Origin of the sequence: Neorhizobium petrolearium (assembly GCF_029854435.1) — a bacterium.
Taxonomy (GTDB): domain Bacteria; phylum Pseudomonadota; class Alphaproteobacteria; order Rhizobiales; family Rhizobiaceae; genus Neorhizobium; species Neorhizobium petrolearium.
This window is the reverse complement of the sequence record NZ_CP123000.1, coordinates 2,449,644-2,474,576: the sequence shown is the minus strand read 5'-3', so window position 1 is coordinate 2,474,576 and position 24,933 is coordinate 2,449,644. Positions and strand designations below refer to the sequence as shown.

27 protein-coding genes and 1 pseudogene are annotated in these 24,933 nt (G+C 60.2%); 11 read left to right on the top strand and 17 right to left on the bottom strand.

Annotated elements, in window-relative coordinates; translation table 11 throughout:
- Window positions 1–10: 10 nt before the first annotated feature.
- The 3 genes from QEO92_RS12430 to QEO92_RS12420 all read right to left on the bottom strand — a co-directional run bounded on the left by QEO92_RS12430 (window position 11) and on the right by QEO92_RS12420 (window position 2,080).
- Window positions 11–709 carry a response regulator gene (locus QEO92_RS12430; RefSeq protein WP_227703232.1) on the bottom strand — a complete coding sequence of 233 codons (699 nt, stop codon included), beginning with the start codon at window positions 707–709 and terminating at the stop codon, window positions 11–13.
- 36 nt (window positions 710–745) lie between these two features.
- Window positions 746–1,222 (bottom strand): MarR family winged helix-turn-helix transcriptional regulator, encoded by a 477-nt coding sequence (locus QEO92_RS12425; protein WP_227705154.1) that lies wholly within the window; start codon window positions 1,220–1,222, stop codon window positions 746–748.
- A gap of 228 nt (window positions 1,223–1,450) precedes the next feature.
- The gene (locus tag QEO92_RS12420) at window positions 1,451–2,080 is read right to left on the bottom strand and encodes a DUF1236 domain-containing protein (RefSeq protein ID WP_227703231.1); all 630 of its coding nucleotides are present in this window, start codon (window positions 2,078–2,080) and stop codon (window positions 1,451–1,453) included.
- Window positions 2,081–2,247: 167 nt separating this feature from the next.
- Here QEO92_RS12420 and QEO92_RS12415 point away from each other — a divergent pair, with 167 nt between their 5' ends.
- Complete coding sequence (locus QEO92_RS12415; protein ID WP_227703230.1) at window positions 2,248–2,451, top strand: hypothetical protein; 204 nt, start codon at window positions 2,248–2,250, stop codon at window positions 2,449–2,451.
- A 173-nt stretch (window positions 2,452–2,624) separates the two neighbouring features.
- Window positions 2,625–3,272, top strand: coding sequence for an MBL fold metallo-hydrolase (locus QEO92_RS12410; RefSeq protein WP_227703229.1), 648 nt, complete (start codon window positions 2,625–2,627; stop codon window positions 3,270–3,272).
- 80 nt (window positions 3,273–3,352) lie between these two features.
- Here the strand turns inward: QEO92_RS12410 and QEO92_RS12405 are convergent, their stop codons facing one another.
- Both QEO92_RS12405 and QEO92_RS12400 read right to left on the bottom strand, forming a co-directional pair.
- Window positions 3,353–3,568 (bottom strand): cold-shock protein, encoded by a 216-nt coding sequence (locus QEO92_RS12405; protein WP_003494703.1) that lies wholly within the window; start codon window positions 3,566–3,568, stop codon window positions 3,353–3,355.
- 529 nt (window positions 3,569–4,097) lie between these two features.
- Window positions 4,098–5,039, bottom strand: coding sequence for an EAL domain-containing protein (locus QEO92_RS12400; RefSeq protein ID WP_227703228.1), 942 nt, complete (start codon window positions 5,037–5,039; stop codon window positions 4,098–4,100).
- A 210-nt stretch (window positions 5,040–5,249) separates the two neighbouring features.
- On the opposite strand from QEO92_RS12400, the gene QEO92_RS12395 reads away from it, so the two are divergent.
- From QEO92_RS12395 to QEO92_RS12385, 3 genes and pseudogenes are all read left to right on the top strand, one after another.
- Entirely contained in the window at window positions 5,250–6,452 is a 1,203-nt protein-coding gene (locus tag QEO92_RS12395; protein ID WP_227703227.1) for a pyridoxal phosphate-dependent aminotransferase, read from the top strand.
- A 101-nt stretch (window positions 6,453–6,553) separates the two neighbouring features.
- A complete protein-coding gene (locus QEO92_RS12390; RefSeq protein WP_037147984.1) occupies window positions 6,554–6,826 on the top strand; it encodes a type II toxin-antitoxin system Phd/YefM family antitoxin in 273 nt (90 codons plus the stop codon).
- Window positions 6,823–7,207: pseudogene (locus tag QEO92_RS12385) on the top strand (type II toxin-antitoxin system VapC family toxin); the annotation flags it as partial. The gene QEO92_RS12390 and the pseudogene QEO92_RS12385, both read left to right, overlap by 4 nt.
- Window positions 7,208–7,246: 39 nt before the next feature.
- On the opposite strand, the gene QEO92_RS12380 reads toward QEO92_RS12385, so the two are convergent.
- From QEO92_RS12380 to QEO92_RS12365, 4 genes are all read right to left on the bottom strand, one after another.
- Complete coding sequence (locus QEO92_RS12380; protein ID WP_227703226.1) at window positions 7,247–8,473, bottom strand: PQQ-dependent sugar dehydrogenase; 1,227 nt, start codon at window positions 8,471–8,473, stop codon at window positions 7,247–7,249.
- Window positions 8,474–8,705: 232 nt separating this feature from the next.
- The gene (locus tag QEO92_RS12375) at window positions 8,706–9,116 is read right to left on the bottom strand and encodes a DUF3597 domain-containing protein (RefSeq protein ID WP_227703225.1); all 411 of its coding nucleotides are present in this window, start codon (window positions 9,114–9,116) and stop codon (window positions 8,706–8,708) included.
- Between the two features lie 105 nt (window positions 9,117–9,221).
- A complete protein-coding gene (locus tag QEO92_RS12370; RefSeq protein ID WP_227703224.1) occupies window positions 9,222–10,337 on the bottom strand; it encodes a 5-methyltetrahydropteroyltriglutamate--homocysteine S-methyltransferase in 1,116 nt (371 codons plus the stop codon).
- Between the two features lie 168 nt (window positions 10,338–10,505).
- On the bottom strand, window positions 10,506–11,621 hold the full coding sequence (locus QEO92_RS12365) for a calcium:cation antiporter (RefSeq protein ID WP_227703223.1): 1,116 nt from the start codon (window positions 11,619–11,621) through the stop codon (window positions 10,506–10,508).
- 209 nt (window positions 11,622–11,830) lie between these two features.
- Here QEO92_RS12365 and QEO92_RS12360 point away from each other — a divergent pair, with 209 nt between their 5' ends.
- Window positions 11,831–12,094, top strand: coding sequence for a DUF2188 domain-containing protein (locus QEO92_RS12360; RefSeq protein WP_037147972.1), 264 nt, complete (start codon window positions 11,831–11,833; stop codon window positions 12,092–12,094).
- A gap of 15 nt (window positions 12,095–12,109) precedes the next feature.
- On the opposite strand, the gene QEO92_RS12355 is transcribed toward QEO92_RS12360, so the two are convergent.
- Window positions 12,110–13,018, bottom strand: coding sequence for a LysR family transcriptional regulator (locus tag QEO92_RS12355; protein WP_037147970.1), 909 nt, complete (start codon window positions 13,016–13,018; stop codon window positions 12,110–12,112).
- A 96-nt stretch (window positions 13,019–13,114) separates the two neighbouring features.
- Between QEO92_RS12355 and QEO92_RS12350 the strand changes: the two genes are divergently transcribed.
- Window positions 13,115–14,125 (top strand): NAD-dependent epimerase/dehydratase family protein, encoded by a 1,011-nt coding sequence (locus QEO92_RS12350; protein ID WP_037148643.1) that lies wholly within the window; start codon window positions 13,115–13,117, stop codon window positions 14,123–14,125.
- 191 nt (window positions 14,126–14,316) lie between these two features.
- On the opposite strand, the gene QEO92_RS12345 is transcribed toward QEO92_RS12350, so the two are convergent.
- The 4 genes from QEO92_RS12345 to trxB all read right to left on the bottom strand — a co-directional run bounded on the left by QEO92_RS12345 (window position 14,317) and on the right by trxB (window position 18,260).
- On the bottom strand, window positions 14,317–15,438 hold the full coding sequence (locus QEO92_RS12345; protein ID WP_227703222.1) for an alkene reductase: 1,122 nt from the start codon (window positions 15,436–15,438) through the stop codon (window positions 14,317–14,319).
- A 41-nt stretch (window positions 15,439–15,479) separates the two neighbouring features.
- On the bottom strand, window positions 15,480–15,776 hold the full coding sequence (locus tag QEO92_RS12340; protein ID WP_037147966.1) for an ArsR/SmtB family transcription factor: 297 nt from the start codon (window positions 15,774–15,776) through the stop codon (window positions 15,480–15,482).
- Between the two features lie 597 nt (window positions 15,777–16,373).
- Window positions 16,374–17,270 carry a LysR family transcriptional regulator VtlR gene (locus QEO92_RS12335; RefSeq protein ID WP_037148640.1) on the bottom strand — a complete coding sequence of 299 codons (897 nt, stop codon included), beginning with the start codon at window positions 17,268–17,270 and terminating at the stop codon, window positions 16,374–16,376.
- A gap of 15 nt (window positions 17,271–17,285) precedes the next feature.
- Window positions 17,286–18,260, bottom strand: a complete 975-nt coding sequence (gene trxB / locus QEO92_RS12330) for a thioredoxin-disulfide reductase (protein WP_227703221.1) — start codon at window positions 18,258–18,260, stop codon at window positions 17,286–17,288.
- Between the two features lie 176 nt (window positions 18,261–18,436).
- On the opposite strand from trxB, the gene QEO92_RS12325 reads away from it, so the two are divergent.
- From QEO92_RS12325 to QEO92_RS12310, 4 genes are read left to right on the top strand one after another with little or no spacing between them, the layout of a single operon-like run.
- Window positions 18,437–18,946 carry an Lrp/AsnC family transcriptional regulator gene (locus QEO92_RS12325; protein WP_233469781.1) on the top strand — a complete coding sequence of 170 codons (510 nt, stop codon included), beginning with the start codon at window positions 18,437–18,439 and terminating at the stop codon, window positions 18,944–18,946.
- Between the two features lie 8 nt (window positions 18,947–18,954).
- Window positions 18,955–19,764, top strand: coding sequence for a glycosyltransferase family 2 protein (locus QEO92_RS12320; RefSeq protein WP_227703220.1), 810 nt, complete (start codon window positions 18,955–18,957; stop codon window positions 19,762–19,764).
- 13 nt (window positions 19,765–19,777) lie between these two features.
- Entirely contained in the window at window positions 19,778–20,809 is a 1,032-nt protein-coding gene (locus tag QEO92_RS12315) for a glycosyltransferase (RefSeq protein ID WP_227703219.1), read from the top strand.
- The gene (locus tag QEO92_RS12310; protein WP_227703218.1) at window positions 20,806–21,828 is read left to right on the top strand and encodes a glycosyltransferase; all 1,023 of its coding nucleotides are present in this window, start codon (window positions 20,806–20,808) and stop codon (window positions 21,826–21,828) included. The genes QEO92_RS12315 and QEO92_RS12310 overlap by 4 nt, the downstream gene beginning before the upstream one ends.
- Here QEO92_RS12310 and QEO92_RS12305 read toward each other — a convergent pair.
- The 3 genes from QEO92_RS12305 to QEO92_RS12295 all read right to left on the bottom strand — a co-directional run bounded on the left by QEO92_RS12305 (window position 21,812) and on the right by QEO92_RS12295 (window position 24,919).
- A complete protein-coding gene (locus QEO92_RS12305) occupies window positions 21,812–22,870 on the bottom strand; it encodes a glycosyltransferase family 4 protein (RefSeq protein WP_227705153.1) in 1,059 nt (352 codons plus the stop codon). The two genes, QEO92_RS12310 and QEO92_RS12305, sit on opposite strands and share 17 nt — an antisense overlap.
- Window positions 22,871–22,912: 42 nt before the next feature.
- Entirely contained in the window at window positions 22,913–23,389 is a 477-nt protein-coding gene (gene greA / locus QEO92_RS12300) for a transcription elongation factor GreA (protein WP_037147954.1), read from the bottom strand.
- A gap of 321 nt (window positions 23,390–23,710) precedes the next feature.
- Entirely contained in the window at window positions 23,711–24,919 is a 1,209-nt protein-coding gene (locus QEO92_RS12295; protein ID WP_227703217.1) for a T6SS phospholipase effector Tle1-like catalytic domain-containing protein, read from the bottom strand.
- Window positions 24,920–24,933 lie beyond the last annotated feature (14 nt).

The following is a 24,933-nucleotide window of genomic DNA, read 5'->3' as shown; positions in this document are numbered from 1 at the left end:
CCCCATCGGGCTAGTCGATGCTCAGCCGGTATCCGATGCCGCGCACCGTCTGGAGGTAGACGGGGTTGGCCGGATCTTCTTCTATTTTACGCCGCAAACGGTTGATCTGCACGTCGATCGTGCGCTCGCCCACTTCCGCATCGTCGCCGATCAATTCGTGGCGCGGAATTGTGTCGCCGGCGCGCAGCGCAAAGAGGAGCATGATCTCCTGCTCGCGGTCGGTCAGCCGGATGGTTTCGGCCGCCCTGCGCAATTCCTTGCGCGGGATGGAGAAAGTAAAAGGGCCGAACATGACCTGCTCGATCTTCGGCGTATCCGGCGAGGAGCTGCGGCGCAGGATATTGTTGATGCGAAGGACGAGTTCGCGGGGATCGAAGGGTTTCGAGAGATAGTCGTCGGCGCCGGCTTCCAGTCCCTCGATGCGGGACTCCATTTCAGCGCGGGCCGTCAGCAGAATGACCGGAGTTGTCTTCTTCTGAAAAAGAGACTGCGTCAGCGAGAGGCCGGATTCGCCCGGCATCATGACGTCGAGAATGATGAGGTCGAAATGCAGGCCTTCAAGCTTGCGGCGAGCCTCCGCCGCGTCGCCCGCGACAGACACGCGAAATCCCTGTTCCATCAGATAGCGGTTAAGGAGATTACGGATACGGGTATCGTCGTCGACCACGAGAAGGTGGGGTGCGTCGTCGGAAGGAGGCGTTTTCGTCATCGGTCCAGTCCCAACTGAGGGTTATCAGTCCTCAACCTACTCCAACTCGTTTTCGATGGGTTCGAGATTCTCGTCTCGCCCACGCATGCGGCGCAGGAATTCCTTGACCGCGGTCCGCATCTCGGGCGTGAAATCCTCCATCGCGCGAGCGATACGGCGCGATTGCGGCTCGGAAAGGGCGAGCGCCAGTTCGCGTCCGGCAAGCGTCGGGTAGAGCCGCCTCTGCCGCCTGTCCTTGGCCCCCGCCATCTGGCGAATATAGCCGGATTCGATCAGTTGTTTGAGGACGCGCGCAAGGCTCTGCTTGGTGATCTGCAGCGTATCGAGAAGGTCAGTCACCATCATGCCCGGCTGGCGGCAGACAAAATAGACGACGCGGTGATGGGCGCGGCCCATGCCGATCTTGGCAAGGATCGCATCCGGGTCGGATACGAAGTCGCGATAGGCGAAGAAAAGCAACTCGATGGTCTCGAAGTCGATCTGGGCTTCGTCAACCACCGGCATCGGCGGCATGACCTTCCTGACGGCTTTTCCCGTCGATGCGCGCGACACTCCCGTTTCCTTTCCCGTCATGGTTCCATGCGATGGCCGAAGCTCTTTCAACACTCAAGCACTGTAGACGCTCGTTCGTCATAAAGCGCGAACAGCTTGAACAATCAACAGCATTTCTTGAAGGACGGATCGGATGGCATGCTCGGGGGGCGGAGGGCGCCAGCCGGGCGGCGCCCTCCGCGATATCGATCATTCGTAGATATGCACGATACGGCGAGTGCCCGGATCGACCAGAACGGGCCGGTCGTTGACGACCACATAGTCGTAGTCATAGTCGGGCACTTCGCGGATGATAACATCGGGCGGCAGTGTCGCCCCAACGACCACTTCATCGCGGACGCGGATCGGGTCGACCGGATGCTGTTCGATATAGCTGATGACGGTATCCGGCGGATCGATCACGTCCACCTCGCCGACCGGGCCAAGCATGATGTCGCCAGGTCCGGGAACCGGAGCAGGCGGAACGCTTGCCGTCGTCTCATAGGTCACGGCCGGCACCTCGTAACGGGTCCGATAGTCCTGGACCACAACCGGTGTGCCGTTATGGCGGATGGTCAGGTATTCGGCGAATACCCAGCCGCGCATGCCGTTGACCTCGATACGGCACCAGTTGCTGCCTTCGAGGCAGCCATCCATCGTCGCCGGGCTGCCGCGGGTGGCAAGTCCGATCTCGGGGTAATCCTGACCGGGACCGGAGCGGACGACGATGTCCGATGCGGTCGTCGTGGCCATCTGGGCCTGGGCGGGCAAGGCGAGGGCCGAAAGAGCGGCGCCAAGCCCCAACCACGTCCACTTGGGAAATTTCAACCAACTCGTCATGGAGTTTCTCCTCACGTTGATTGGAGGGAAACCCCCATATGTCCCGCTGGGTTCCGCCAGACCGAACGGATCCTTCAAGCTGTGGCCGGTCCGCCACGATAGGAGAACGTCCGGAACTTTTGAGCGCGATGTCCATTGATCCAGCCACAGACACTGGAGAGAAGCCCATGACCATTCAGCCGACAGCCCGGACTTTTTCCGCTCTTCCGCCCATCAAGATGGAAACGGCCGCACCGGTCAATCCGCTCAGGGGTGTTCTGGTGACCGTCTTTGCCCTCAAGATCGTGGTATGTGCTTTCCTGCTTGCGACCGTGTCGCTTGCTCCGCCGGTCTCTGTCGACGCGCGTTTTGCGGCCGTCGCCGACAATTGATTTTTTGGCTGAAATGTCTTCCGTTTGCCGCTATATCCCCGCTGACATTATCGCTTGAAGCGGGTTACATCTAAACGGATTCATGCAGCGCGCTTCGTCTTCCTGTTTTTCCGCATGTCGCTGTCCCGGGATCGGTTCCCACTATCAAGCGACGTGCATCAAGCCGAGGCATCATGGGCAAATTACAGGCCGGCATCATCCCGGTTACGCCATTCCAGCAAAATTGCACGATCCTCTTCGATGACGAAGCCAGGGAAGGCGTGGTCATCGATCCGGGTGGCGATGTGCCTACGATCCTTCAGGTCGTGAGTGAAAACGGGATAACGCTCAGGGAAATCTGGCTCACGCATGGTCATATCGACCATGCAGGCGGCGCTGACGAATTGCGCGAGGTGCTGGGTATCCCGGTGATCGGGCCGCATGAGGCGGATCTTCCCCTGCTGCAGAAGCTGGAGACCCAGGCCGAAAAATTCGGGGTGAAGATGGCGGTGCGCAACCTTGTGCCCGACCGCTGGCTCAACGAGGGCGACACGGTTTCGTTCGGAGATCATGTATTCGAGGTTTTTCACTGTCCCGGCCATGCTCCGGGGCATGTGATCTACTACAACCGCAAACAGAAATTCGCACATCTCGGCGACGTGCTGTTCAACGGTTCGATCGGGCGCACCGATCTGCCGGGTGGGGATCACGAGACGCTGCTTGCGTCGATCCGCGACAAGGTTCTGCCACTCGGCGATGATGTCGGCTTCATTTGCGGTCATGGCCCGGGTAGCCGGATCGGCGACGAGCGGCGCAACAACCCCTTCCTGCGCGGCCTCTGAGAGGTCTCCGCCAAGGATTGCAAAGAAAAAAAACCCGGCAAACCTGCCGGGCTTCAACTCGAATAGAAAGCCTCCTAGGCTTAACCAGCGATCTGCAGGTTGACGGCCTTGGGGCCTTTGCCGCGACGATCCGGTTCCGTGTCGAAGCTTACCTTCTGGTTTTCCGACAATCCGGACAGGCCGGAAGCCTGTACGGCAGAGATATGAACAAAGATATCGGCGCCACCATTATCAGGCTTGATGAAGCCGAAGCCCTTGTCGGTATTGAAGAATTTTACAGTGCCAGTTTCGGCCATGCAGCAGGTCCTTTTCTCTCTGTCCGTGTTCAGCGGCGGACAGCATAACAGTGTTGCCCCGAAGGGCGGCGGCAGGCAGCTTTAAGAAAGGGTCCCTGTCTTTACCGCGGTGACCGGCAGGAATAGCTTTGAATATCTCTGCCCCCAGCCTACCGCCCGAAGTCTTCGCGCCTTCGGAGCGCATCATTATAGGTCTTCCCATGCTCGTAAATTGCCCGAACTTGCACAGAGTGCTGTGTTTATCAGAAATTGGCAAGAAAAAGTTTTTTGAACCGGTTCGATGAGGAGAAAGCTGACATCGGCAAAGATGACTGAGAACACTGGGTTGCGGCCTTTTGTTGACATCCGGAGGAGGAAATCATCGTCGGCAATGCTTTCTTGACAGGCGCCTGCGCCGTTTTTGAGCCAACCAGGAGAAAGGAAGATTTTTTCCGGTCGGCACGCAGAGCGCCTGTCAAGACGGTTTTATGCCGGATTTCAGCCGGCTGACGGCATGAATTTCAGGAATCCCGTGTATTTTCGGACCGTTTCATTCCGTTGCGGATTGCCGCCGGCCGAAAGTGCGTGCGTGTCTTGCCAATGCGGGTCGGGAAACGGGAGTGGGCGATGGCGCGGGATTATCGACAGACAGCGTATCTTCATTGCGAGGCGCCGGTGCGCCGGCAAAATCCGCAAGGCTTTCCGGGAAGGTCTCATTGAAGGTTGTCGGCGCAAGTTCTGGCCGGGCGAGCGCATAACCCTGCATCAGCGGAACGCCGAGTTCCTCGCACAGATCGACCTGCCAGACCTCTTCGAGCGCTTCGAAAATCGGCTCGATGCCTTCGTCCAGCATCTGCCGGATGATAACGCGCAGGAGCGCATAGCCGGCGGAATTGTCGAGGAAGTCACGGACCCAAGAGGCGTCGAACTTCACGTAGTCCGGTTTGACGCGCTTCAGCCGGGCAAGATCGGAATCGCCCGCGCCGTAATCATCGATCGCAACGCGGAAACCTATCGCCCGCATATGTTCGATAAAGGAAGCGACGATGTCGTCGGCCACACCGGACTTTTCCGAGATCTCGCAGACGATCCGAGTAGGCCCAAGGCCTGCCTCATGGCCTGCGAGTTTGATGCGCTCAACCTCCTGGCGCATTTCCTGCGGCGCACGGAAGAGGCCGGGATGAAACTTGACGAAGATCCCCGTCCGTGAACGATTGAGCCGCCCGGTGTTGAGGATGTGGATGGTGCGCAGGATGCTGTCGATATCGGCTATATCGTTGGACGAAACGAGGCGAAAGAATTCACCCGGCGAGACCGGCTCGTCATGGCGCGCAACGCGCACAAGACCTTCGAATGCTTCTATCTCCAGACCAGTGCCGTTCGAGCGGAAAATCGGCTGCAGGGCGGATTGCAGCGTGAAGGGACCGTAGCCGGTGGAAAAGGCCCCGCTTTCGCTGCGCACCAGATTGGCGAAAATGCTTCTCGGCGTCATGCTTGTCGGACTTTTCGTTGCTGATCCCGATGGTTGTAGCAGCGAAGGGTTACGCGGCTGTAAAGAAGATTTAGAAGGTTTTATCAGCGTCTTTGATGGCTCATATTCAAGCTTTCCGCTTGAAACGGCGTCGTAGTTTAGACATAGAGCTTAGCGGCGGTCTCCTCGCGTGATCCCGCCCTTGTTCAACAGCTCCTCAGGACCCAGATCATGGCCTTTCTCGCCGACGCTCTCTCCCGCATGAAGCCCTCCGCTACCATCGCCGTCGCCCAGAAGGCGCGTGAGTTGCAAGCCAAGGGCCGCAATGTCATCAGCCTGGGGGCGGGCGAGCCGGATTTCGACACGCCGGACAACATCAAACAGGCGGCAATCGATGCCATCAACCGCGGCGAGACCAAATACACGCCGGTATCCGGCATCCCGGCTCTGCGCGAGGCTATCGCCAGGAAGTTCAAGCGTGAAAACGATCTCGACTACGATGCCTCGCAGGTAATCGTCGGGACGGGCGGAAAGCAGATTCTTTTCAACGCGCTGATGGCGACGGTTAACCCCGGCGATGAAGTCATCATCCCGGCGCCCTATTGGGTTTCCTATCCGGAAATGGTCGCCCTTTTTGGCGGAACGAATGTCTTCGTTTCCACCAAGCAGGAAAACAATTTCAAGCTGACGGCGGCTGACCTCGAAGCCGCGATCACGCCGAAGACCAAGTGGCTCATCTTCAACTCGCCGTCGAACCCGTCTGGTGCCGCCTATTCGCATGACGAACTGAAGGCCCTGACGGACGTCCTCGTCAAATATCCGAACGTCTGGATCCTGACGGACGACATGTATGAGCACCTGACCTTCGACGATTTCAAGTTCGCGACGCCGGTTCAGGTCGAGCCCAGGCTTTACGATCGCACGCTGACCATGAACGGCGTATCGAAGGCCTATGCCATGACCGGATGGCGTATCGGCTACGCGGCCGGCCCGAAGGAACTGATCAAGGCCATGGATGCGATCCAGAGCCAGCAGACCTCCGGCACCTCTTCGATCTCGCAGTGGGCTGCCGTCGAGGCGCTCAACGGCCCGCAGGACTTCATCGAGAAGAACAAGAAGATCTTCCAGGGGCGGCGCGACCTCGTCGTTTCCATGCTGAACCAGGCATCCGGTATCTCCTGCCCGGTTCCGGAAGGCGCCTTCTACGTCTATCCGTCCTGTGCGGGCCTTATCGGCAAGACCGCGCCGAGCGGCAAGGTTATGGAAACGGACGAGGATTTCGTCACCGAGCTTCTGGAATCGGAAGGAGTTGCCGTCGTTCACGGCTCCGCCTTCGGTCTCGGCCCGAATTTCCGCATCTCCTATGCAACTTCGGAAACCCTGCTCGAGGAAGCCTGCATGCGCATCCAGCGCTTCTGTGCTGCCTGCAAGTAAAGCCGCGGCCACATTTTAACGACCAGACCCGCCGGCGACGGCGGGTTTTGCATTCGAAGGCTTCTGTTGACGATAGGCGCAGCCGAACATACATTTCTCGTATGAAAACCGTCTCTATTCGCGAAGCTCAGAGCCGTCTCGACGAACTTGCCCAGGATGTGGAGCAAGGCGAGACCGTCATCGTGACGCGCGACGGCAAGCCGGTGTTCGACCTCGTGCCGCATCAAGAGCTGCCGAAGAAGAAAGGCGGGATTGATTTGGATGCGATCCAGGCTCATCTTCGTGCTCGGGGCATTACCAATCCCGTCCCATATATTTCGGATGATTTCGACGATCCGCTGCCGGAAGATTTCCTACTGAGGCCGTTGCCTTGACCAAGCCGTGTCTTCTCGACACGCATATCATTCTAGCTATTTTGCGTGCCGACACGCCAAAGGTTCCCAAACATAAGCAAGCTCATCAGCGCCGCGGATTTCTCCGGCTTCGTCAGTGTCGCCAGCCTTTGGGAGATCGCGATCAAGTCGCGCCTCGGAAAGCTCGATCCTGGCGTGCCGCTTGAGGACATGCAGATCGTTCTGGAAGGCGGAGGTCTCACCATTCTGCCCATCGGCATTCCGCACGTCATCACCGCCGCCGAGCCGGAACCCGAAACGCGCGATCCCTTCGACCGGCTGCTATTGGCGCAATGCCAGATCGAAGGATTGCAGCTCGTGACGATAGACCGAGCACTCGTCGGGCACCGCCTCGCGTTCAAATTCTACGGAGGCGGCGCGGGAGAGTACCTTGTAGGCCTATCAGCTCTTGGTCAGCCGGAGGATCGTCGATCCACCGCCGCCGCGCCGTTCGGTGACCGCGTAGACTGCGCCGTCTGGACCGACCTTGACATCGCGGATGCGGGCCTGGAGCGGCACGCGCTCCTCGTAGGCGACCTTGTCATCATCCATGTGGACAACGACAACGCCCTGTGCAACGAGCCCGCCGATCAGGAATGCGCCTTTCCATTCCGGGATAAGATCAGCATCGTAATAGGCCATGCCGGATGGCGCGATGACCGGATCCCAATAGTAGACCGGCTGTTCCGTTTCCCTCATGGCGGTGATGCCTTCGCCGATCGGAGCGCCGCTGTAATCGATGCCGTAGGTGACCTCCGGCCAGCCGTAATTCCTGCCGGCTTCCGGCCGGTTCAACTCGTCGCCGCCACGGGGGCCATGCTCGACCGTCCAGAGGCGGCCCTGACCGTCGAGCGTGGCCGACTGCAGGTTCCGGTGACCGTAGGACCAGATTTCCGGCTGTGCGCCCTCGCGGTTGACGAAGGGGTTGTCCGGCAGGGCCTTGCCACTCCTGTCGATGCGGAAGACGTTGCCGAGACCGCTTGAAAGATCCTGCGCCTGGACGCGCGGTTCGGGATCGGAGCGCTCGCCGACGGTGACGTAAAGCTCGTCGTTCGGGCCAAAAACGAGGCGCGAGCCGAAATGCTTGTTGCCGTCGTAGCTCGGCATCTGACGGAAGATGACATTGACGTTTTCCAGTTTGCCGCCGCCGTTATCGTCCGGAACCAGCCTTGCCGAGGCGACCGATGTACCGTTGCCGTCTTCCCGCTCCTCAGAAAAGGAGAAGAAGATCATGCCGGAGGTGGCGAAATCGGGCGCGAGCGCGACATCCAGCAATCCACCCTGGCCGCCGGAAAGGACATCGGGAACACCATTGATCGCCGGCCCGGCTTCGCCTTCTTCCGAGATGATGTGCATGGCGCCTTGCTTGGCGGTTACCAGCATGCGGCCATCGGGCAGGAATTCCATGGCCCAGAGATGCGGCAGGTCTTCCGCAACGACCTCAGGCGCGATCTTCGGCATCTGCGCGGGTTGCGGCGCGCGCGTCTGGCCGGCAAAGGCGGGCCGCTGGTCGGGAGCATTGGGGCGTTTGGTTTCCACAGGCTGGCCGGTCGTCTGGGCAAAGGCCGGCGCCGCGATCAACGCTGCGGAGAGAGCCGAACCGGTCAGGAGAAGGCTGAGGCGTTTCATCGTAAACTCCCTTCAATGAGGCGGCGTTCGCCGCGAAGCCAGAACCGACACTTCGCATGCGGCGAACGCGTGTCGAACGACACCTTCATCTAGGACGTCTACCCGGAATGATCGCACACGCCCCATTCAAGATAATTTTATCTGGCTCCTGTCGAGCTCTTCGCTTGCCCCTTCACAAGCAAAAAAGCCCGCCAATGCGGCGGGCCTTTCGTCTGATCGTTGTCCCGGAAACTCAGTCGAGAAGGTCGGCAGGAACCTTGCCGCCGTTCTCGGAAAGTTTCTTCATCAGGGCCTTGTGGAGCCACATGTTCATTTCGGCCGAGCCGTCCTTCGCCCCGGCATATCCCAATTCGTCCGCCAGTTCCTTGCGGGCGGAAAGGCTGGAATCAAGATCAAGTGCCTTCATCAGGTCGACGATCGATTTGCGCCAGTCGAGCTTCTGGCCGCTTTTCTTGACGGCGGCGTCCAGAACGGGCGTGACGTCCACCGGCGTCGAGGTGGAGGGAGCAGGGGCCGCCGGTGCTGCCTGCGTAGCTGCCGGAGCCGATTGCGCCGCAGTCGGGGCGGAGGTGGCGGGCGCTGCAGTCTCAGCCGCTTCCGCCCGTCCGAAAATAGCATTCTTGATCTTGTCGAAAATACCCATGTCGTGGTCCCTCGTTGGCTACGTACCAACTAAGAATTATCGCGGAGGATTTTTTTCTCAAGAGGAGGGGCCGTAATCCGTCGCGGGCTGCGGCCGCGTAACTTGTCAGGCCGTGCCCCAGATCATTTCGGCCGTCTTGACGACGAGCTCCAGCTTGCGCTTCTGGTCGTCCTCGGTGATCGAATTGCCTTCCTCGGTCGAGGCAAAGCCGCATTGGGGTGCGATGCCGAGCTGGTTGAGATCGACGTATTTCGAAGCCTCGTCAAAGTGACGGCGGAGCGAATCCAGGCTTTCCAGTTCGCCGGTCTTGGTGGTGATGAAGCCTGGATAGACGCGTTGCTTGCCCTTCTTGAGAAGACTGAGCGGCTGCAGCCCGCCGGCCCGCTCGGTATCGTATTCCATGAAGAACATGTCGACGCCGGTATGGTTGAAGATCGCGTCGGCTGCTGCGTCGTAGCCGCCCTCGGCAGCCCAGGTGGAACGGAAGTTGCCACGGCACATATGCATACCGATCAGCATGTCCTTCGGACGGTCCTTGATCGCCTCATGCATCATCCATGCGTATTTCTGAATCAGCCAGTCAGGATCGAAACCTTCTTCCCGCTTCATGGCACGCTGCTTTTCGTCACCCAGATAGGCGAAGTAGATGTCGTCCATTTGCAGATAGCGGCAGCCGGCTTCATAGAACTTCTGCACGGCCTTGGCATAGGTCCTGGCGAGATCGGCGAACAGTACCTCGACGTCCTGATATTCGGCAGGATGGATATCCGCCTTGGCGGTGCGGTAGTGAGCGACGCTCGGGCCGGGAATGGAGATCTTCGGCGTAACCTTGGTCACCGAAGCGAGATACTTGAAATGCTCCAGATGCGGGTGATTATCCGGGAAGTCGAGCTTGCCGTTGATGGTCGGAAAGGTCGGAGGCAGCTTGACGCCGTGGAAGGTGACGCCCTTATGCGCTTCGCGGGTGACGAACTCCATCCCGTCGAGCTCGCCAAGGAAGTCGTAGTGCCAGAAATGGCGGCGCGCTTCGCCGTCGGTGACGACCTTGAGACCGACGCCTTCCTGCAGCTTCACGAGGTCCTTGATGGCCTCGTCCTCGACAGCCTTCAGCTCGGCGGCGGAAATGCTCTTCTCTTCGTAGAACTTCCTGCGGGCCTCCTTGACGGAAGCGGGACGCAGGAGCGAACCAACGTGATCGGCTCTATAGGGCGGTGTCGGCATGGGGTCCTCCATTCACGAATATAAGCTGCAACAGCCGTGCAGCGGCGAAGGCGTGTATACAGGTATGCGCCTTTGAAGGTGAAACAGCATATTTCGCAGGTTGATTCAACGCCTTCTCAATCCGATTCCGTATGCATATGCAAGTTGTTGTTATGGAATCGCTTTTTGTCAGAGCCCGAGGACCGTCAGCATCACGAACGTGGCGAAAAGCACAAAATGGGTCATGCCCTCGATAGCATTCGTCTGGCCATCGTTGAGGTTGATCGCCACGGCAACCAGCGTGACGGCCACCATCACCGTCTGGACCGGAGTCATGGCCATGATGAAGGGCTGGCCGCTGTAAAGAGCGATCGCTTCCATCACCGGCACGGTGAGGATGACCGTCGACAGCGAGGCACCCATGGCGATGTTGACGACTGACTGCATGCGGTTGCGGAGCGCAGCACGCAGCGCGGTCAGGATTTCGGGTGCCGCGGAAATGGCCGCGACCACGACCGCCATCAAGGCCGGCGGCGCGCCGGTGCCATCGAGCCCGACGTTCATGAAGGCCGACATGAATTCCGCGAGAAAGCCGATGATCAGGACGCCGAAGAGGATGATGACAATGGAGGCCACAGCCTCCTCCTCCTTGGCTTCCTTCTGCGGGGTGAGCCCCCCTGCTGCCGTTTTCGTGCGGGGATAGCTGTAGCTGAAGAAATAGCTGTGCGTGCCGACCTGCATGCGCAGGAAGAGGGCGTAGAGCGCGATCATCGCGCCGATCGTGAAGGCGGAATAGTAATGCCATTTGGAGGCCGGAATGAACTCCGGCACCACCATGGAGATGCTCATGGCCGTCAGGATCATGACGCTGTAGGTGCGGCTGGAATCGTCGTTATAAGGCTGCTCTCCATGACGAAGCCCGCCGAGCAGGGCGGCAAGGCCGAGGATGCCGTTGATGTCCAGCATGACCGCGGCATAGATCGTGTCGCGTACAAGTGTGGGCGATGTCGTGTTGCCCATCATGATCGCGAGGATCAGCACTTCCACCGCGACGGCTGAAAGCGTCAGGATCATCGTGCCGTAGGGATCGCCGACCTTGTGGGCGAGCACTTCCGCATGGTGGGCGACGCGCGTCGACGCGAGGATGATGACCGCGATCAGTACCACGGCGGCGACCGCCGAGGCGGTTCGGCCGCCGTCCAGGATCGAATGCTCAACGGCATAGGCGATAAAGGCTGCCGCAAGCGCTGCGATGAGGGATCGTTCCTGTTTCAGAAGAGGGCGAAGTCCCACCGGCGGCTCCATGCTTTTGCGGACACAATCTAACGCGGCGGCTTGCGGCATCAAGGAGGTTCGTTTTTCTCTTCAAGGATTTGCGACAGCCGCGCTTTGATGCCATAATTTAATATGTGGCCTGGAACTTCGGGGCACCTCTTTTGCTTCTTTACCCCGATACCGCGTCTGGAGACGGATCCGGAGAGATCGTTGTGGCCATGAAAGGACAAGGAGGAAGAATGACCAAGATCGTCTACAAGGTCGTACAGCACGACGGCGGCTGGGCATATCGTCAGGGTGACGTCTATTCGGAAACTTTCCCTACGCATTCAGATGCCCTGCAGGCAGCCCGTATCGTGGCTGCAGAACAGCAGGTTGGCGGCGAACCGGAGGAGATCAGCTGGCAGGACGAAAAGGGCGTCTGGCACACCGAATACAGCGAGGGCGGTGATCGCCCGGAAGCCGAGGTCGTGGATGGGGACGAGGGCGCCGACGCCCGCTGATGCCGGTCAAGGCCGTCAGTTGCGGGCGTACTTCAGAAGGCCTTTCACGAGTGCGTCGAAGGTAACGCGCCAGCGCGGTGAGGATTTCAGGTTCTCGTGCATGGCGACCCAGGTGTCGAGCGGCAGTTGAAAGATATCCGGCAGGACCCGGACGAGATCCGGATCGCGCCGGGCGATGCCGACCTGGCAGATGCCGATGCCCGCGCCGGCCCGGATCGCCGCAAGCTGGGCGAGGTTGCTGTCGGCGCGATAGCTCCAGCGGACGCGTTCCAGATCCGGAAAGGCCGGGGCGCTGGTGCGGATGCGGTCCGCCGCCGCGCGGACAAAGGCCGAGCGACGATCGAAGCCGATCAGCCGATGGGTCAGAAGTCCTTCCGCATTTTCCGGAGGTCCGTGCCGCTCCAAATAGCGGCGATGAGCATAGAGCCCGAGCGGAATGTCTCCGATATGACGGGCGACGAGCGCTTCCTGAGCCGGGCTCGTCATGCGCACGGCGATATCCGCCTCGCGCTTCAGAAGATCCTCCAATGAGTCCGAAAGTGAGAGTTCCAGTTCGAGGCCTGGATGTTCGTCCTGAAGCGCCGCGAGAATTGGCGGCAGGACTTCCACGCCGACCACGTCGCTGGCGCTGATCCTGACCGTGCCTCGTATGGCGCCGAATTCACCCGACGCGAGCCGCTGCATGGCAGCCGTCGTGGCGGCTAGGTTCTCGGCATAGGGTTTCAACGCCAGCGCCGGATCGGTAGGCAAAAGACCCTGTTGCGAGCGGGTGAAGAGCTGGTAGCCGACCGCCTGTTCCAGGGCGTCGATATGCCGGCCGACGGTGGGTTGGGTGAGGCCGAGTTCGCGTGCCGCCGCTGAAAGCGAGCCCAAGCGCAGCACGGCGAGGAAGGTTCGGTAGAAATCCCAGCTGATGTCATTCATTTTTGTATGGATGCCAAAAAGTTTCCGTCAATTCCGTATAGTGCGAAACCGCGCGATATTCCAGCCATCGAAACCGCACTGAAAAGGAATATCGCCATGACCAATATCTCGATCGCCAAACCGGTCGCTCTTGTCCTCGGTGCCACCGGCGGCATTGGCGGCTATGTGGCGCGCGGACTCGTAGCCCGCGGCTGGACTGTTCGCGCGTTGAACCGAAAGGCCGACGAAGCTACCCGGCGCGAGCCGCGTTTCCATTGGATCCAAGGCGATGCGATGAGTGCCGCCGATGTTCGTCGCGCTGCCCAGGACGTCAGGCTGATCGTCCACGCCGTCAATCCGCCGGGCTACAAGGACTGGGAAAAGCTGGTCCTGCCGATGCTGGACAATACGGTCGCGGCGGCAAGAGACGTAGGTGCCCGCATCCTGCTGCCGGGTACGGTCTATAACTACGGGCCGGACGTCTTTCCGAACGTTACCGAGGAAAGCCCGCAAAACCCTGTCACCCGCAAGGGAAAGATCCGCGTCGAGATGGAGCGTCGACTGAAGGCGGCTTCGGAGGAGGGCGTGCCGGTGCTGATCGTGCGGGCCGGCGATTATTTCGGTCCCGGCGCGGGCAATAGCTGGTTCGGCCAGGGACTGGTGAAGGCCGGCAAGCCGGTGACGTCCGTCAGCCGGCCGAATGCCAGGGACGTCGGCCATCAATGGGCCTACCTCCCGGATGTCGCGGAAACCATGCTGCGCCTGATCGGCAGGGAGAGTGAATTGCCGCGTTTTACGCTCTTCCACATGAACGGGTTCTGGGATGAGGGCGGTCGTGAAATGATCGCAGCGATCGGTCGTGTCGTCGGTAGGAAACCGAAGGTCAAGGCCTTCCCCTGGTGGCTGCTGACGCTTGCGTCACCCTTCGTGCCCCTGTTCCGCGAGCTCGGCGAGATGCGTTACCTTTGGAAGATGCCGGTCCGGATGCGCAACGACAAGCTTCTGGCGTTCCTCGGGGAGGAGCCGTCGACGCCGATCGATGAGGCGGTCAGGGCGGCGCTTATCGACCTTGGGTGCCTGGAAGCGAAGCTGGCCAAGGGGGCAAAGCCGGTGGCACTGCTGGCCTAACGAAAAAGGGCCTGCTGACTGCTCTTGGGAAGGCCGTCGGCTGTTCCTTCGTCATCCTCGGGCTTGACCCGAGGATCTACAAACGGTCGATGTGGGCAAGTCCTCGGGACAAGCCCGAGGATGACGCCGAGTGAGATGCGAGGTTTAGTCACCAGCGAAAGGGCCTCATGGCGCGGCCCCTCGCTTTCCTATCAAGCGACGGCTTCGAGCGCGGGATAATCGGTATACCCCTTTGCGCCGCCGCCATAGAAGGTGGCCTTGTCCGGCTCATTGAGAGGCGCATTCTGCCGGAGCCGATCAACGAGGTCCGGATTGGCAAGGAACAGCTTGCCGAAGGCGACCGCATCGGCATATCCGCTCTCGACCGCCTCGATGGCGCTTTCGCGATCGTATCCGTTATTGACCAGCCAGCCGCCGGTGCCGCCGGCCTTGCGATAGACGGCCTTGAGCTCCTGATAATCGAAGGGCTTGTCGCCCTGGAAGAAATCGCGATCACCCCCGGTTGCGCCCTCGATCACATGGATGAAGGCGAGGCCGCGCGGGCCGAGCTGTTTGGCCACGTAGTTGAAGAGGGGCTGCGGATCGGTCTCGGTGATGCCGTTGCCCGGGGTAACCGGCGACAGCCGGATGCCGACCCGGCCGGCGCCGATTTCCCTGGTGACCGCATCGACGACCTCCAGCAGGAAGCGAGCGCGGTTCTCGATCGAGCCGCCATAGTCGTCGGTGCGCCGATTGGCACCTGACTTCAGGAACTGGTCGATCAGGTAGCCGTTAGCGCCGTGCAGTTCGATGCCGTCGAAGCCGGCATCGATTGCGGCGCGGGCACCCTTGCGGAAATCGTCGACGATACCGGCGATTTCGGAGCGTTCGAGCGCCCGTGGCGCAGAGGTTTCGACAAAGGCGCCGCTGCCGTTCGGATTGATGATGTAGGTTTTCGTACCGGCTGGGATGGCGGAGGGGGCAACGGGCGCAGCACCGTTCGGCTGCAGCGAGACGTGGGAGACACGGCCGACATGCCAGATCTGGGTGACGATCCTGCCGCCTTTCCTGTGAACGGCATCAGTGACCTTCTGCCAGCCCTCGACTGCCTGCGGCAGGTAAAGACCCGGGACATCGGCATAACCCTGGCCCTGCTGGGTGACAGGCGTTCCCTCGGTGATGATCAGGCCGGCCGTAGCACGTTGCTCGTAATAGGTGACGTTGAGATTGTTCGGAATTGCCTTCGGCGATCGGTTACGGGTGAGCGGTGCCATGACGATGCGGTTGGCGAGTTCGATGTCGCCGAATTTGGTCGGATCAAAAAGATTGGCCATCGGAAATTCCTTTTTTTGCACTTGGGAGGATTGAGCCGGCATCAGAGGGTTGACCTGAGCTCGTCGAGAAAGGCCGCAATGGTTTCCTCATTGCGGTGGTAGAACGCCCATTGGCCGACGCGATCGATCTTCAGCAATCCAGCCTTTTCGAGCGTCGAAAGATGCGCGGAGACCGTCGATTGGGAGAGGCCGCAGCGCTTTTCGAACTGGTTGGCGCAGATACCCATTTCGAGCGGATGCGCCTGATCTGAGAAATGGCGCTCGGGCTCCTTCATCCATTCCAGGAATTCGACCCGGGTCGGATGCGCCAGCGCCTTCAGGATTTCCGTCTTGTCCATCTGAGGATCCGTATCGGAGTTTACCGATATATAGATCGTCCAATGACGATTTAAAGGAAGGCGTTTGCGAAAAACGAAAGTCCGTAAAAAAAATGGGCCGCCGGATCGCTCCAGGGCCCTTTCAGTTGTGAAGGTCAAAACCTCCAGAGGGGAACAGCCAGCGCAGACGACTGGGATGTCGTCGGGAGGCGCCAGCTACCAGAGTATATGGGGAAGGGCAGACCGCTCGACAAGGGTGCGGATGGAATATTGAACAGAGGTTTTGAGACGGGAGAAAAAAGAGCTCGCTGCACGCAGGGCAAAAAAAGAGGGCCACCGGATCGCTCCAGGGCCCTATAAGTGTGAAGGTCAAAAAACCTCCAGAGGGGAACAGCTGCTGCGGTGGAACTGGGAGGAAAAAGCCACCATGTGCATCAGCTGTGTGCGATATGGTGGTTTTTTGTGCAGTGAACAATGCCCTTTTGTGCAGGCCAGCCATGCGCAACATGCAATGCTGCAATCGGAAGATCTCGGCAAACACATATCAGGCAACGCTAGGGCGCTGGAATCCTTCAGGTTTAAAGGGCTTGAGGCGCATCTGAACCGCCTGATCGGTGCTCAGAAATTCCAGTTGCGGGCCTTGCCGACGACGAAATCACGAAAGACTTTGAGCTTCGCGGCGTTCTTCATTTCATCCGGATAGCAAAAATAGGTATCGAAGGATGGAATATCCGCATTGATCGCGAGCTGAATCAGTCCAGGGTCGCGGCCGACGATGTAATCCGGCAGGCAGGCTATCCCGATTCCCAGCAGGCAGGCCCGCTTGATCGAGGTCTGGCTGTTGATCTGCAGATGCGGCGTGCGCGTGTTGTCCGACGAGCGGCCGGCATATTCCAGCCAGTTGACGTCGAGCAGATAGCTCGGCGCCGGTTCGCCGAACGTGATGATGCGGTGATTGTCGAGATCCTCGATCGACTGCGGCTCCCCATAGCGATTGATGTAGGAGGGGGCGGCATAGACGTGCATGTGCACGGTGAAGAGCTTGCGCTGGATGAGGTCGGACTGTTGCGGCTGACGGAGCCGGATCGCGCAGTCCGCATGGCGCATGTTCACATCCAGTTCCTCGTTGTCGAGGATGAGCTGGATCGACATTTCCGGATAGAGCTGAAGGAACTCCTGCACCTTGTCGGTCAGCCAGCCCTGGCCAAGGCCGACCGTCGTGGTGACGCGCAGCTTGCCGGACGGCTTCTCCGTCGTCTCGGTGAGCTGCATCTTGACTGTTTCGAGCTTCAGCAAGACGTCATGCGCGGTGCGGTAAAGGAGTTCGCCCTGCTCTGTGAGGATCAGACCGCGCGCGTGGCGATGGAAGAGTTTTACCCCGACATCCTGTTCCAGCGCGCTGACCTGACGGCTGATCGCCGACTGGGAAAGGTGAAGCTTGTCCGCCGCGTGGGTGAACGAACCAGCCTCCGCCGCAGCGTGAAAAATGCGCAATTTATCCCAATCAAGCGGCATACCCATCCCTGAACGTCACTCCGCGGCCACGGCCACCGGCTGGAGACCGGCGAGATAACGTTCAGCTTCCAGAGCTGCCATGCAGCCCATGCCGGCAGCGGTGACCGCCTGGCGGAAGGTGTCGTCCGTCACGTCGCCGGCCGCAAAGACGCCGGGCACGTCGGTCGCGGTGGAGTCCGGTGCCGTCCACAAATAGCCGTTCGGCTTCGTCTTCAGCTTGCCCTTGAAGAGTTCGGTCGCCGGCGCATGGCCGATCGCCACGAAGACGCCGTCAATCTGCCGCTCGGTGATCGCGCCCGTTTCAGTGTTGCGCAGCTTCACGCCCTCGACGGATGGCGGCAGTGGCGCCTTGGCCGGCTTGCCGGTGATTTCGGCCACTTCCGTGTTCCACAGCACGCTGACATTCGGACGCTGGAAAAGGCGTTCCTGCAGGATTTTTTCGGAGCGGAAACTATCGCGGCGGTGGACCACAGTCACGGACCTGGCGATATTCGAGAGATAGAGCGCTTCCTCGACCGCGGAATTACCGCCGCCGACCACGATCACATCCTTGTTGCGGTAGAAGAAACCGTCGCAGGTGGCGCAGGCGGAGACCCCGAATCCCTGGAAGTGCTGCTCGCTTTCAAGACCGAGCCATTTCGCCTTGGCGCCGGTGGCGATGATGAGCGTATCGGCGGTCCAGACGGCGCCGGAATCCGTGCGGACAGTGAACGGCTGGTGGTCGAGCTCGACCTCGGTCACGAGATCGTTGACGATTTCTGTCCCCACATGCGTCGCCTGTTTCAGCATCTGCTCCATCAGCCAGGGCCCCTGGATCGGATCGCCGAAGCCGGGATAGTTCTCCACATCCGTGGTGATCATGAGCTGTCCGCCCTGTTCCAGGCCGGCGATCAGCACGGGTTTCAGCATGGCGCGTGCCGCATAGATGGCGGCGGTGTAACCGGCCGGGCCGGAACCGATGATCAAAACCTCCGTATGACGGGCGGACATATGCAGTTTCCTTTCAAAGACCGATCGACTCATGTTTTTTCAGCCCACATATAGGGGGTCGATTTCCGGTCTGCCGCTTTAAAACGACATCTAAGATCGATCCATGCAGGAATGCAAGGGCAGCTTTGCATTAACAACAGATCAGTTGGCATGCGGGGCCATGATCCTTGCGTTAAATGCCGTTTCCGCTAAAAGCCTTTCGACAAAAGGGGAAAGCCGTGCTTCGTGCCGATCTGGACGCCATTGATATCAAAATCTTGAGAGAGCTTCAGCGCGACGGGCGAATGACGAATGTCGAGCTCGCGGAACGTGTGGGCATCTCCGCGCCGCCTTGCCTGCGCCGCGTGCGCAAGCTGGAAGAGGCCGGCATCATCGAGGGTTACCATGCGCTTTTGAATGGCCCGAAGCTCGGTTTCGATCTCGTCGCCTTCTGCATGGTCGGGCTAAAGCGCCAGTCGGACGCGGACCTCAAGGCCTTCGCTTCCAAGGTGCAGCAATGGCCATTGGTGCGCGAGGCCTGGATGGTCAACGGAGACAGCGATTTCCTGCTGCGCTGCACGGCGCAGAACCTCACGGTCTTCCAGGATTTTGTCATCGAGGTCCTGACGGCGGACGAACATGTGGATACGGTCCGCACCATGCTGACGATCCGGCAGGTGAAACAACTCGGCCTGGTGGAAATCTAGGTCCGGCAATGGCCAAGCTTCCGATCTCCGCCTTCATCATCTGCCAGAATGAGGAAGCCTATCTCGGTAACTGCATCGAGAGCCTCGTCGATTTTGCCGATATCGTCATCGTCGATTCGGGATCTGCGGACGGAACGATCGATCTCATCCAGTCCTATATCGAGAAGGGCTGGCCGATCCGGCTCTTCCACGAGAAATGGCGTGGATACGCGGCGCAGAAGCAGTTCGCGCTGGAGCAGTGCCGCGAAGGCTGGTGCTTCAGCATCGACGCCGACGAGCGGCTCGACGCCCCCTTACGCAAGTTGCTGCCGGAGCTGATTGCGGCACCGGTGGAGACCGTCGGCTGGCGGGTGGCGCGGCGGCCCTATCTGATCGGCTACGGCTACACGCCCCAAAAGGTCCACGAGCGCAAGATCCTGCGGCTGATCCGAAAGGGAAGGGGCGCCTTTGACCTCGCTCAGGCGGTTCATGAAGGCATCGTTGCGGACGGCAAGGTCGAGAAGGCCGGCACGGGCAGCCTGCTGCATTTCAGGCCGATCCTCATCGACGAGCAGATTCTGAAGGAAAACAAATACTCGACGCTCAAGGCGGACCAGAAATTCGCCGAGGGCAAGAAGCCGAGGCCGGTCAAGCTCCTCGTTTCGCCACTCCTCTATTTCTACCGGCTTTATCTGAGAAACGGCTTGTGGCGTTGCGGGGCGCCGGGATTCATCGAAGCGATGACGGTGGCCGTCTATGCCTTCCTCACCGAGGCCAAGCTTTATCAACGCCAGGCGCTGAAGGAGCGTCCCAATCGGGACGACGCGCCGACGCGCTGAACAGGAGACATGCATGAAGGTCCTGCACATCCATTTCGGCAAGGAGGGCGGCGCGGAACGTTTTTTCGTCAATCTCGCCAGCTCCCTGCATGAGCGCGGCATCGAGCAGCGCATGCTGATCCGGCCGGGACGGACCTGGCAGAAGGATCTCGAAAGATGCGGCAAGGTTTATCTCGGCATATTCCGGCGCATCTCGCTGTCGCGCTTCTGGCTGTCGTTCCGCATGTGGAGGATCCTGCGCGAATACCAGCCCGATGTGATCATGACATGGCAATTAAGGGCGAGCCGCTTCATGCCCGACTACAAGAAGGCGCGGCGGATTTCGCGGCTCGGCGACTACCCCGAACATCTGGGATACTACCGGAATTCCGAAATCCTCGTCTGCCTGACGCCGGATGTGGCGGAGAGGGTACGCTCGTTCGGCTGGAAGCGGGGGCTGGAGGTCATCACGAATTTCACGCGGGCGGCTCCGGTGAGCCCGGTATCGCGGGAGAGCCTTCAGACGCCGGCGGATGCCTTCGTCGTTCTGGGGCTCGGCCGCTTCGTGCCGAGAAAGGGTTTCGATACGCTGATCCGCGCCATGTCGAAGGTCGACAATGCCTATCTCTGGCTGGTCGGCGACGGCCCGGAGCGGGAAAATCTCGAACGGCTGGTCGATGAACTCGGCCTTCGGTCGCGCGTGCGCTTCGCCGGCTGGCAGACGAATGCCTATGCCTATATCGCCGCCGCCGATGTCTTCGCCATCGCTTCGCGGCACGAACCGCTCGGCAATGTCTGCCTCGAGGGCTGGGCGGCCGGCAAGCCGACCGTCTCGTCGCGGGCGGAAGGCCCTTCCTGGGCGATGACCAATGAGGCCGATGCGCTCATGTATGATCCGGGCGATCACGACGGCCTGGCAACGGCGATCCGGCGCCTGATGGACGATCCGGCACTCAGGCAACGTCTTGTGGATGGGGGGCATCGCACCCTTCAGGAGCGGTTTTCGGAAAAGGCGATCACCGATGCCTATATCCGTCTGTTCGAGACCGGCTCAACCGCGTCATGAAGGTCCATCACTATCATTTCGGCAAGGATGGCGGCGCCGAACGCTTTTTCGTCCATCTCGTCAACGCGCTCGCGCGTCGCGGTGTCGAACAACGCGCCATCATCAGACCCGGCCGTGTCTGGCGGAAAGATATCGAGGGCGTGGCGGAGATTATCGAAAGCAATTTTCGCAATCTCTCGCTCGATCGCCTCCTGCTGCCGGCGAAGGTCGCTCGACTGGCGAAGAAAGAAAAGCCGGATGCCTTGATGGCGTGGGCTCCGCGCGCCAGCGAACTGATGCCGGCCTATCAAGGCTGCATCAAGATTTCACGACTGGGCGATTATCCGGCCAGGCTCAGTTACTTCAAGAACACGGATGTCATCGTCTGCAACACACCCGGCATTGCGGATCAGGTCCGGAAACTCGGCTGGACGCGCGGCATCGAGGTAATCTCCAATTTCACCAATGCGAATGCCATGCCGCCGGCCTCGCGTGCTTCGGCAGATACGCCGGAGGACGTGCCGGTCATCATGTCCATGGGCCGTTTCGTGAAGCGGAAAGGTTTTCATACGCTGATCGATGCAATGGCGGCGGTGCCGGACGCCTATCTCTGGCTGGCTGGCGAGGGAGAAGAGCAGGAAGCGCTCGAAGCGCAGGTCAGGGAACGGGGCATGACCGGTCGCGTGCGCTTCCTTGGCTGGCAGAAGGATGCAAGGCCTTACGTTGCCGCCGCCGATATCTTCGTCATGCCGTCCAGCCATGAGCCGCTCGGCAATGTCATTCTGGAGGCCTGGGCGCAGAAGCGGCCGGTCGTTTCGTCACGCTCGGAGGGGCCGACCTGGTTCATGCGCGACGGAGAAAACGGACTGCTGGTCGATATCGACGACCCCGCCGGATTTTCGCGGGCGATCTCAGAGCTGATCACGAACAGGGCGCTCGCCGCGACGGTCGCAGAAGGCGGATACAAAACGCTGATGCAGCAGTTTTCCGAGGAGGCGGTTGCCGGCGCTTATATGAGGCTTTTCACGCGGAAGCCGTGATCCGGTAGATATTGCTGAGGCGTTTTGCCTCGCCCTCGATGCTGAAATTCGCGACCGCATGATCACGCGAGCGGATCGACGCGGCTTGCCGCCGCCCGTCATCATCCATGAAGAGGGCCGCGGCTTCGGCCATGGCATCGACGCTGTCGCGGTCGATGATCACACCGGTTTCATCTTCACCGATTACCAGAAGCTCCGGGAAGGCGCCGACATCGGTGGCGATCACCGGCACCGCCGTCGCCATGGCTTCGAGCGGGGTGAGACCGAAGCCTTCCCAGCGCTGCGGGGCGATGAAGAGATCAAGCGCGCGATACCACTCGTTGATATTGGTATGCTCGCCGACGAAGAGGATACGGTCAGCGAGGCCGGCGGCAGCGACCTTGTCCTTCAGGCCCTTCTCGAAATCCACATGCGGGCCGGTGGCGCGCCCGGCGACGATCGCCGCCCAGTCAGGTCGGTCGGACAACAGGCGGATCATCGAATCCACGAAGACATCCGTGCCCTTCTGGTGCCGCACGCGGCCGAAGCAGCCGACGAATTTTTTCGCAGGATCGAGGCCGCGTGCTCGCCTGGCTTCAGTTTTGTCCCCGGGCGGTGAGAAGCGGTCAGTGTCGATGCCATGCAGGATGACCGTGTTGGGGACGGTGAGATAATCGGCCGTCTTGCCGCAGACGGCAATCACGTTGTCCATCTTCGAGATGAGCCATTTCGTCCAGCCGGTATGGCGGCGCTGCGAGGCCGAGGTGAAGACGATCTTCAGCGGCATGCGCAACACGTCGCGCATGAAAATCGCCGGCAGCATCTCGACATTGCGGCGGGCATGCCAGATGCGGAAACGTTTGCCGAGGGGCGGATGCCAGAGGGCGAGGAGATCGCGATATCGGATATGCGGCAGAGCCGCAGGCAGGCCGGGCCCAAGCGCTGCAACCTTCTGGCCGAGCGACCTCTGGACCGGGATGAGCTGGATGATCGTCGACGTGACGCCGGAGAGGCGCCGCTTGAAATTCGGCGCGATCACTTCGACGTCGCGGATATCGATGATGGCGGGATCGCCGTTCTTTCCCCCCCTGTTTTCCAAAGGCGATCAGCCCCAGGAAACGGAGAGGATCTCGTAGCCCTTGGAGCCGCCGGGGGCGACCACTTCGATGGAATCGCCGGCTTCCTTGCCGATCATGGCGCGGGCGATCGGCGAAGAGATGGAGATGCGGCCTGCCTTCACATCGGCCTCCTGGTCGCCGACGATCTGATAGGTCTTTTCCTCGTCGGTATCCTCGTCGACAAGTTTCACGGTTGCGCCGAACTTGATCTTCGAGCCGGACATCTTGGAAAGATCGATCACCTCGGCGCGCGCCGTCAGGTCTTCGAGCTCGGTGATGCGGCCTTCATTGTGGCTCTGGGCCTCCTTGGCGGCATGGTATTCGGCATTTTCCGAAAGGTCGCCATGGGCGCGCGCTTCCGCAATTGCCTCGATGATACGGGGACGCTCCTCCTGCTGGCGCCAGCGCAGTTCTTCCTGCAGCTTGGCAAAACCGTTCTGCGTCATCGGTACCTTTTCAACCATTTCACTGTCCTTCAGACTCATGCCCGCGCGGATACCGCGGACACAAAAAGAAACAGGTTCCGGAGTAAAACTTCGGAACCATCGCAACATCAGAATTTGGGTCACTATAACAGAATTTCGACAGCAAACGCTAGGAATTTCGACACCCTGTCGGAGGAGTTCCCCACGCTCACATGAGAATCCAAGGCCGCCGGTTTGTCAATGACTTGACAAACGGATGAAAGAACATTCGACGAACAAAGCGAGTGAGGAAATCGCCCGGATATCCGGGCCGGCGTTGCCGGATGCGGCTGTTTCCGCAGGGGTTGCAGGATGATGAGTTCAGGCAACGAATTGTGGATTGTCCGGCAGGTTGGGCGGATTGTAGCCGCCCGCATTCATGCGCGCCCTGACCGTTTCGTGGATCATCGCGCCCTCCGGCACCAGGCGCCGGTCGCCGCGCGGTATATAGAGCCTGCCCCGATGCCCGCGTTTGCGCCAGGAGGTCTCGGGTACGCGGCGCGGGGCATATTCGAGGATTTTCCAGCCGATCGTCATGGAATCATGGAGGGATGCCAGCGGATCGAGAGGAACGTATCTGTTGTCATTCCTGCCGAGCACGATGTTGTTGATCGTGCGCGTGACGTAGACGAGCCCTGTCGGCTCCGTCTCGCGGATCATCCAGTCGAGCGGTATCTTGATCTGGCCGCTTTCCTCTTCCGCGTGTCCGCCGCCCACGTCGCCATGGACGCCCGCGAACCAGACCTCCTTGAAATCCTGTGGCGCAGGGGTCTTCGGCTTGAAGGGGCTTCCCCAATACTCCTGTCCGGGCGTCCAGAGTTCGGGCTGGAACAGGGTGCGCCGCTCGTCCATCGCCACCGCATGCCGGACGAATTCGACGCTGGGGTTCTTGCGGGTAAAGGGATGCGTCTTGAACTGGGGATGCCACTTGCCCGGCTCGATGACCGAAGCCACCGTATCGAAGAGCCCGAGCAGCCTGATCGGCGGGCGATCGTTACGGAGCATCCGCTCGTAGAGCCGCATGCTCAGGAAGGCTGATGGCGTTTCTCCCTCGCCGGCGGCATTTCTACCGCTCTCCTCCTGATCAGGAATGCCCTTGTAGGTCCTGTAGGCGTAATCGAGCAGATTGAGGTGATATCTGGTCGTCAGGCCGAAAGCATGGATGAAGCCGGCCAGCACGCGCGCCGAATAGGCGCCGCGGCTGAAGCCGAAGATATAGATGCGGTCGCGGTCTGGATGGCGGCCATTGGCATCGGCAGGACCCTGGTCGTAGTTCTCGACCAGAAAACGGTAGGCTTGCTTGACGTTCTGGTCGAGGCCCCAACCGGTCGCAAGCCCCCACACTTCGAAGGACTTCCGGTAGAATCTGGACCAGGCATTGGCCGCGCCGAAGGTGCCGACACCGGGGTCGTAATAGACGATCTGCTCGGCAGATCGCCTCAGCGTGCCGAACAGCCTCAGGATATTGCTCCGGTCCGCCGATATTTCGTTCGACGTGCCATCGAAGAGAATGATGATATTCTTGGACATGGCCGCCCCCGAAT

Bases quoted from the DNA above. Each gene is read 5' to 3' on its own strand.
- QEO92_RS12430 (WP_227703232.1), bottom strand. From the start codon at position 709: ATGACGAAAACGCCTCCTTCCGACGACGCACCCCACCTTCTCGTGGTC.
- QEO92_RS12425 (WP_227705154.1), bottom strand. From the start codon at position 1,222: ATGCCGCCGATGCCGGTGGTTGACGAAGCCCAGATCGACTTCGAGACC.
- QEO92_RS12420 (WP_227703231.1), bottom strand. From the start codon at position 2,080: ATGACGAGTTGGTTGAAATTTCCCAAGTGGACGTGGTTGGGGCTTGGC.
- QEO92_RS12415 (WP_227703230.1), top strand. From the start codon at position 2,248: ATGACCATTCAGCCGACAGCCCGGACTTTTTCCGCTCTTCCGCCCATC.
- QEO92_RS12410 (WP_227703229.1), top strand. From the start codon at position 2,625: ATGGGCAAATTACAGGCCGGCATCATCCCGGTTACGCCATTCCAGCAA.
- QEO92_RS12405 (WP_003494703.1), bottom strand. From the start codon at position 3,568: ATGGCCGAAACTGGCACTGTAAAATTCTTCAATACCGACAAGGGCTTC.
- QEO92_RS12400 (WP_227703228.1), bottom strand. From the start codon at position 5,039: ATGACGCCGAGAAGCATTTTCGCCAATCTGGTGCGCAGCGAAAGCGGG.
- QEO92_RS12395 (WP_227703227.1), top strand. From the start codon at position 5,250: ATGGCCTTTCTCGCCGACGCTCTCTCCCGCATGAAGCCCTCCGCTACC.
- QEO92_RS12390 (WP_037147984.1), top strand. From the start codon at position 6,554: ATGAAAACCGTCTCTATTCGCGAAGCTCAGAGCCGTCTCGACGAACTT.
- QEO92_RS12380 (WP_227703226.1), bottom strand. From the start codon at position 8,473: ATGAAACGCCTCAGCCTTCTCCTGACCGGTTCGGCTCTCTCCGCAGCG.
- QEO92_RS12375 (WP_227703225.1), bottom strand. From the start codon at position 9,116: ATGGGTATTTTCGACAAGATCAAGAATGCTATTTTCGGACGGGCGGAA.
- QEO92_RS12370 (WP_227703224.1), bottom strand. From the start codon at position 10,337: ATGCCGACACCGCCCTATAGAGCCGATCACGTTGGTTCGCTCCTGCGT.
- QEO92_RS12365 (WP_227703223.1), bottom strand. From the start codon at position 11,621: ATGGAGCCGCCGGTGGGACTTCGCCCTCTTCTGAAACAGGAACGATCC.
- QEO92_RS12360 (WP_037147972.1), top strand. From the start codon at position 11,831: ATGACCAAGATCGTCTACAAGGTCGTACAGCACGACGGCGGCTGGGCA.
- QEO92_RS12355 (WP_037147970.1), bottom strand. From the start codon at position 13,018: ATGAATGACATCAGCTGGGATTTCTACCGAACCTTCCTCGCCGTGCTG.
- QEO92_RS12350 (WP_037148643.1), top strand. From the start codon at position 13,115: ATGACCAATATCTCGATCGCCAAACCGGTCGCTCTTGTCCTCGGTGCC.
- QEO92_RS12345 (WP_227703222.1), bottom strand. From the start codon at position 15,438: ATGGCCAATCTTTTTGATCCGACCAAATTCGGCGACATCGAACTCGCC.
- QEO92_RS12340 (WP_037147966.1), bottom strand. From the start codon at position 15,776: ATGGACAAGACGGAAATCCTGAAGGCGCTGGCGCATCCGACCCGGGTC.
- QEO92_RS12335 (WP_037148640.1), bottom strand. From the start codon at position 17,270: ATGCCGCTTGATTGGGATAAATTGCGCATTTTTCACGCTGCGGCGGAG.
- trxB (WP_227703221.1), bottom strand. From the start codon at position 18,260: ATGTCCGCCCGTCATACGGAGGTTTTGATCATCGGTTCCGGCCCGGCC.
- QEO92_RS12325 (WP_233469781.1), top strand. From the start codon at position 18,437: ATGCCGTTTCCGCTAAAAGCCTTTCGACAAAAGGGGAAAGCCGTGCTT.
- QEO92_RS12320 (WP_227703220.1), top strand. From the start codon at position 18,955: ATGGCCAAGCTTCCGATCTCCGCCTTCATCATCTGCCAGAATGAGGAA.
- QEO92_RS12315 (WP_227703219.1), top strand. From the start codon at position 19,778: ATGAAGGTCCTGCACATCCATTTCGGCAAGGAGGGCGGCGCGGAACGT.
- QEO92_RS12310 (WP_227703218.1), top strand. From the start codon at position 20,806: ATGAAGGTCCATCACTATCATTTCGGCAAGGATGGCGGCGCCGAACGC.
- greA (WP_037147954.1), bottom strand. From the start codon at position 23,389: ATGGTTGAAAAGGTACCGATGACGCAGAACGGTTTTGCCAAGCTGCAG.
- QEO92_RS12295 (WP_227703217.1), bottom strand. From the start codon at position 24,919: ATGTCCAAGAATATCATCATTCTCTTCGATGGCACGTCGAACGAAATA.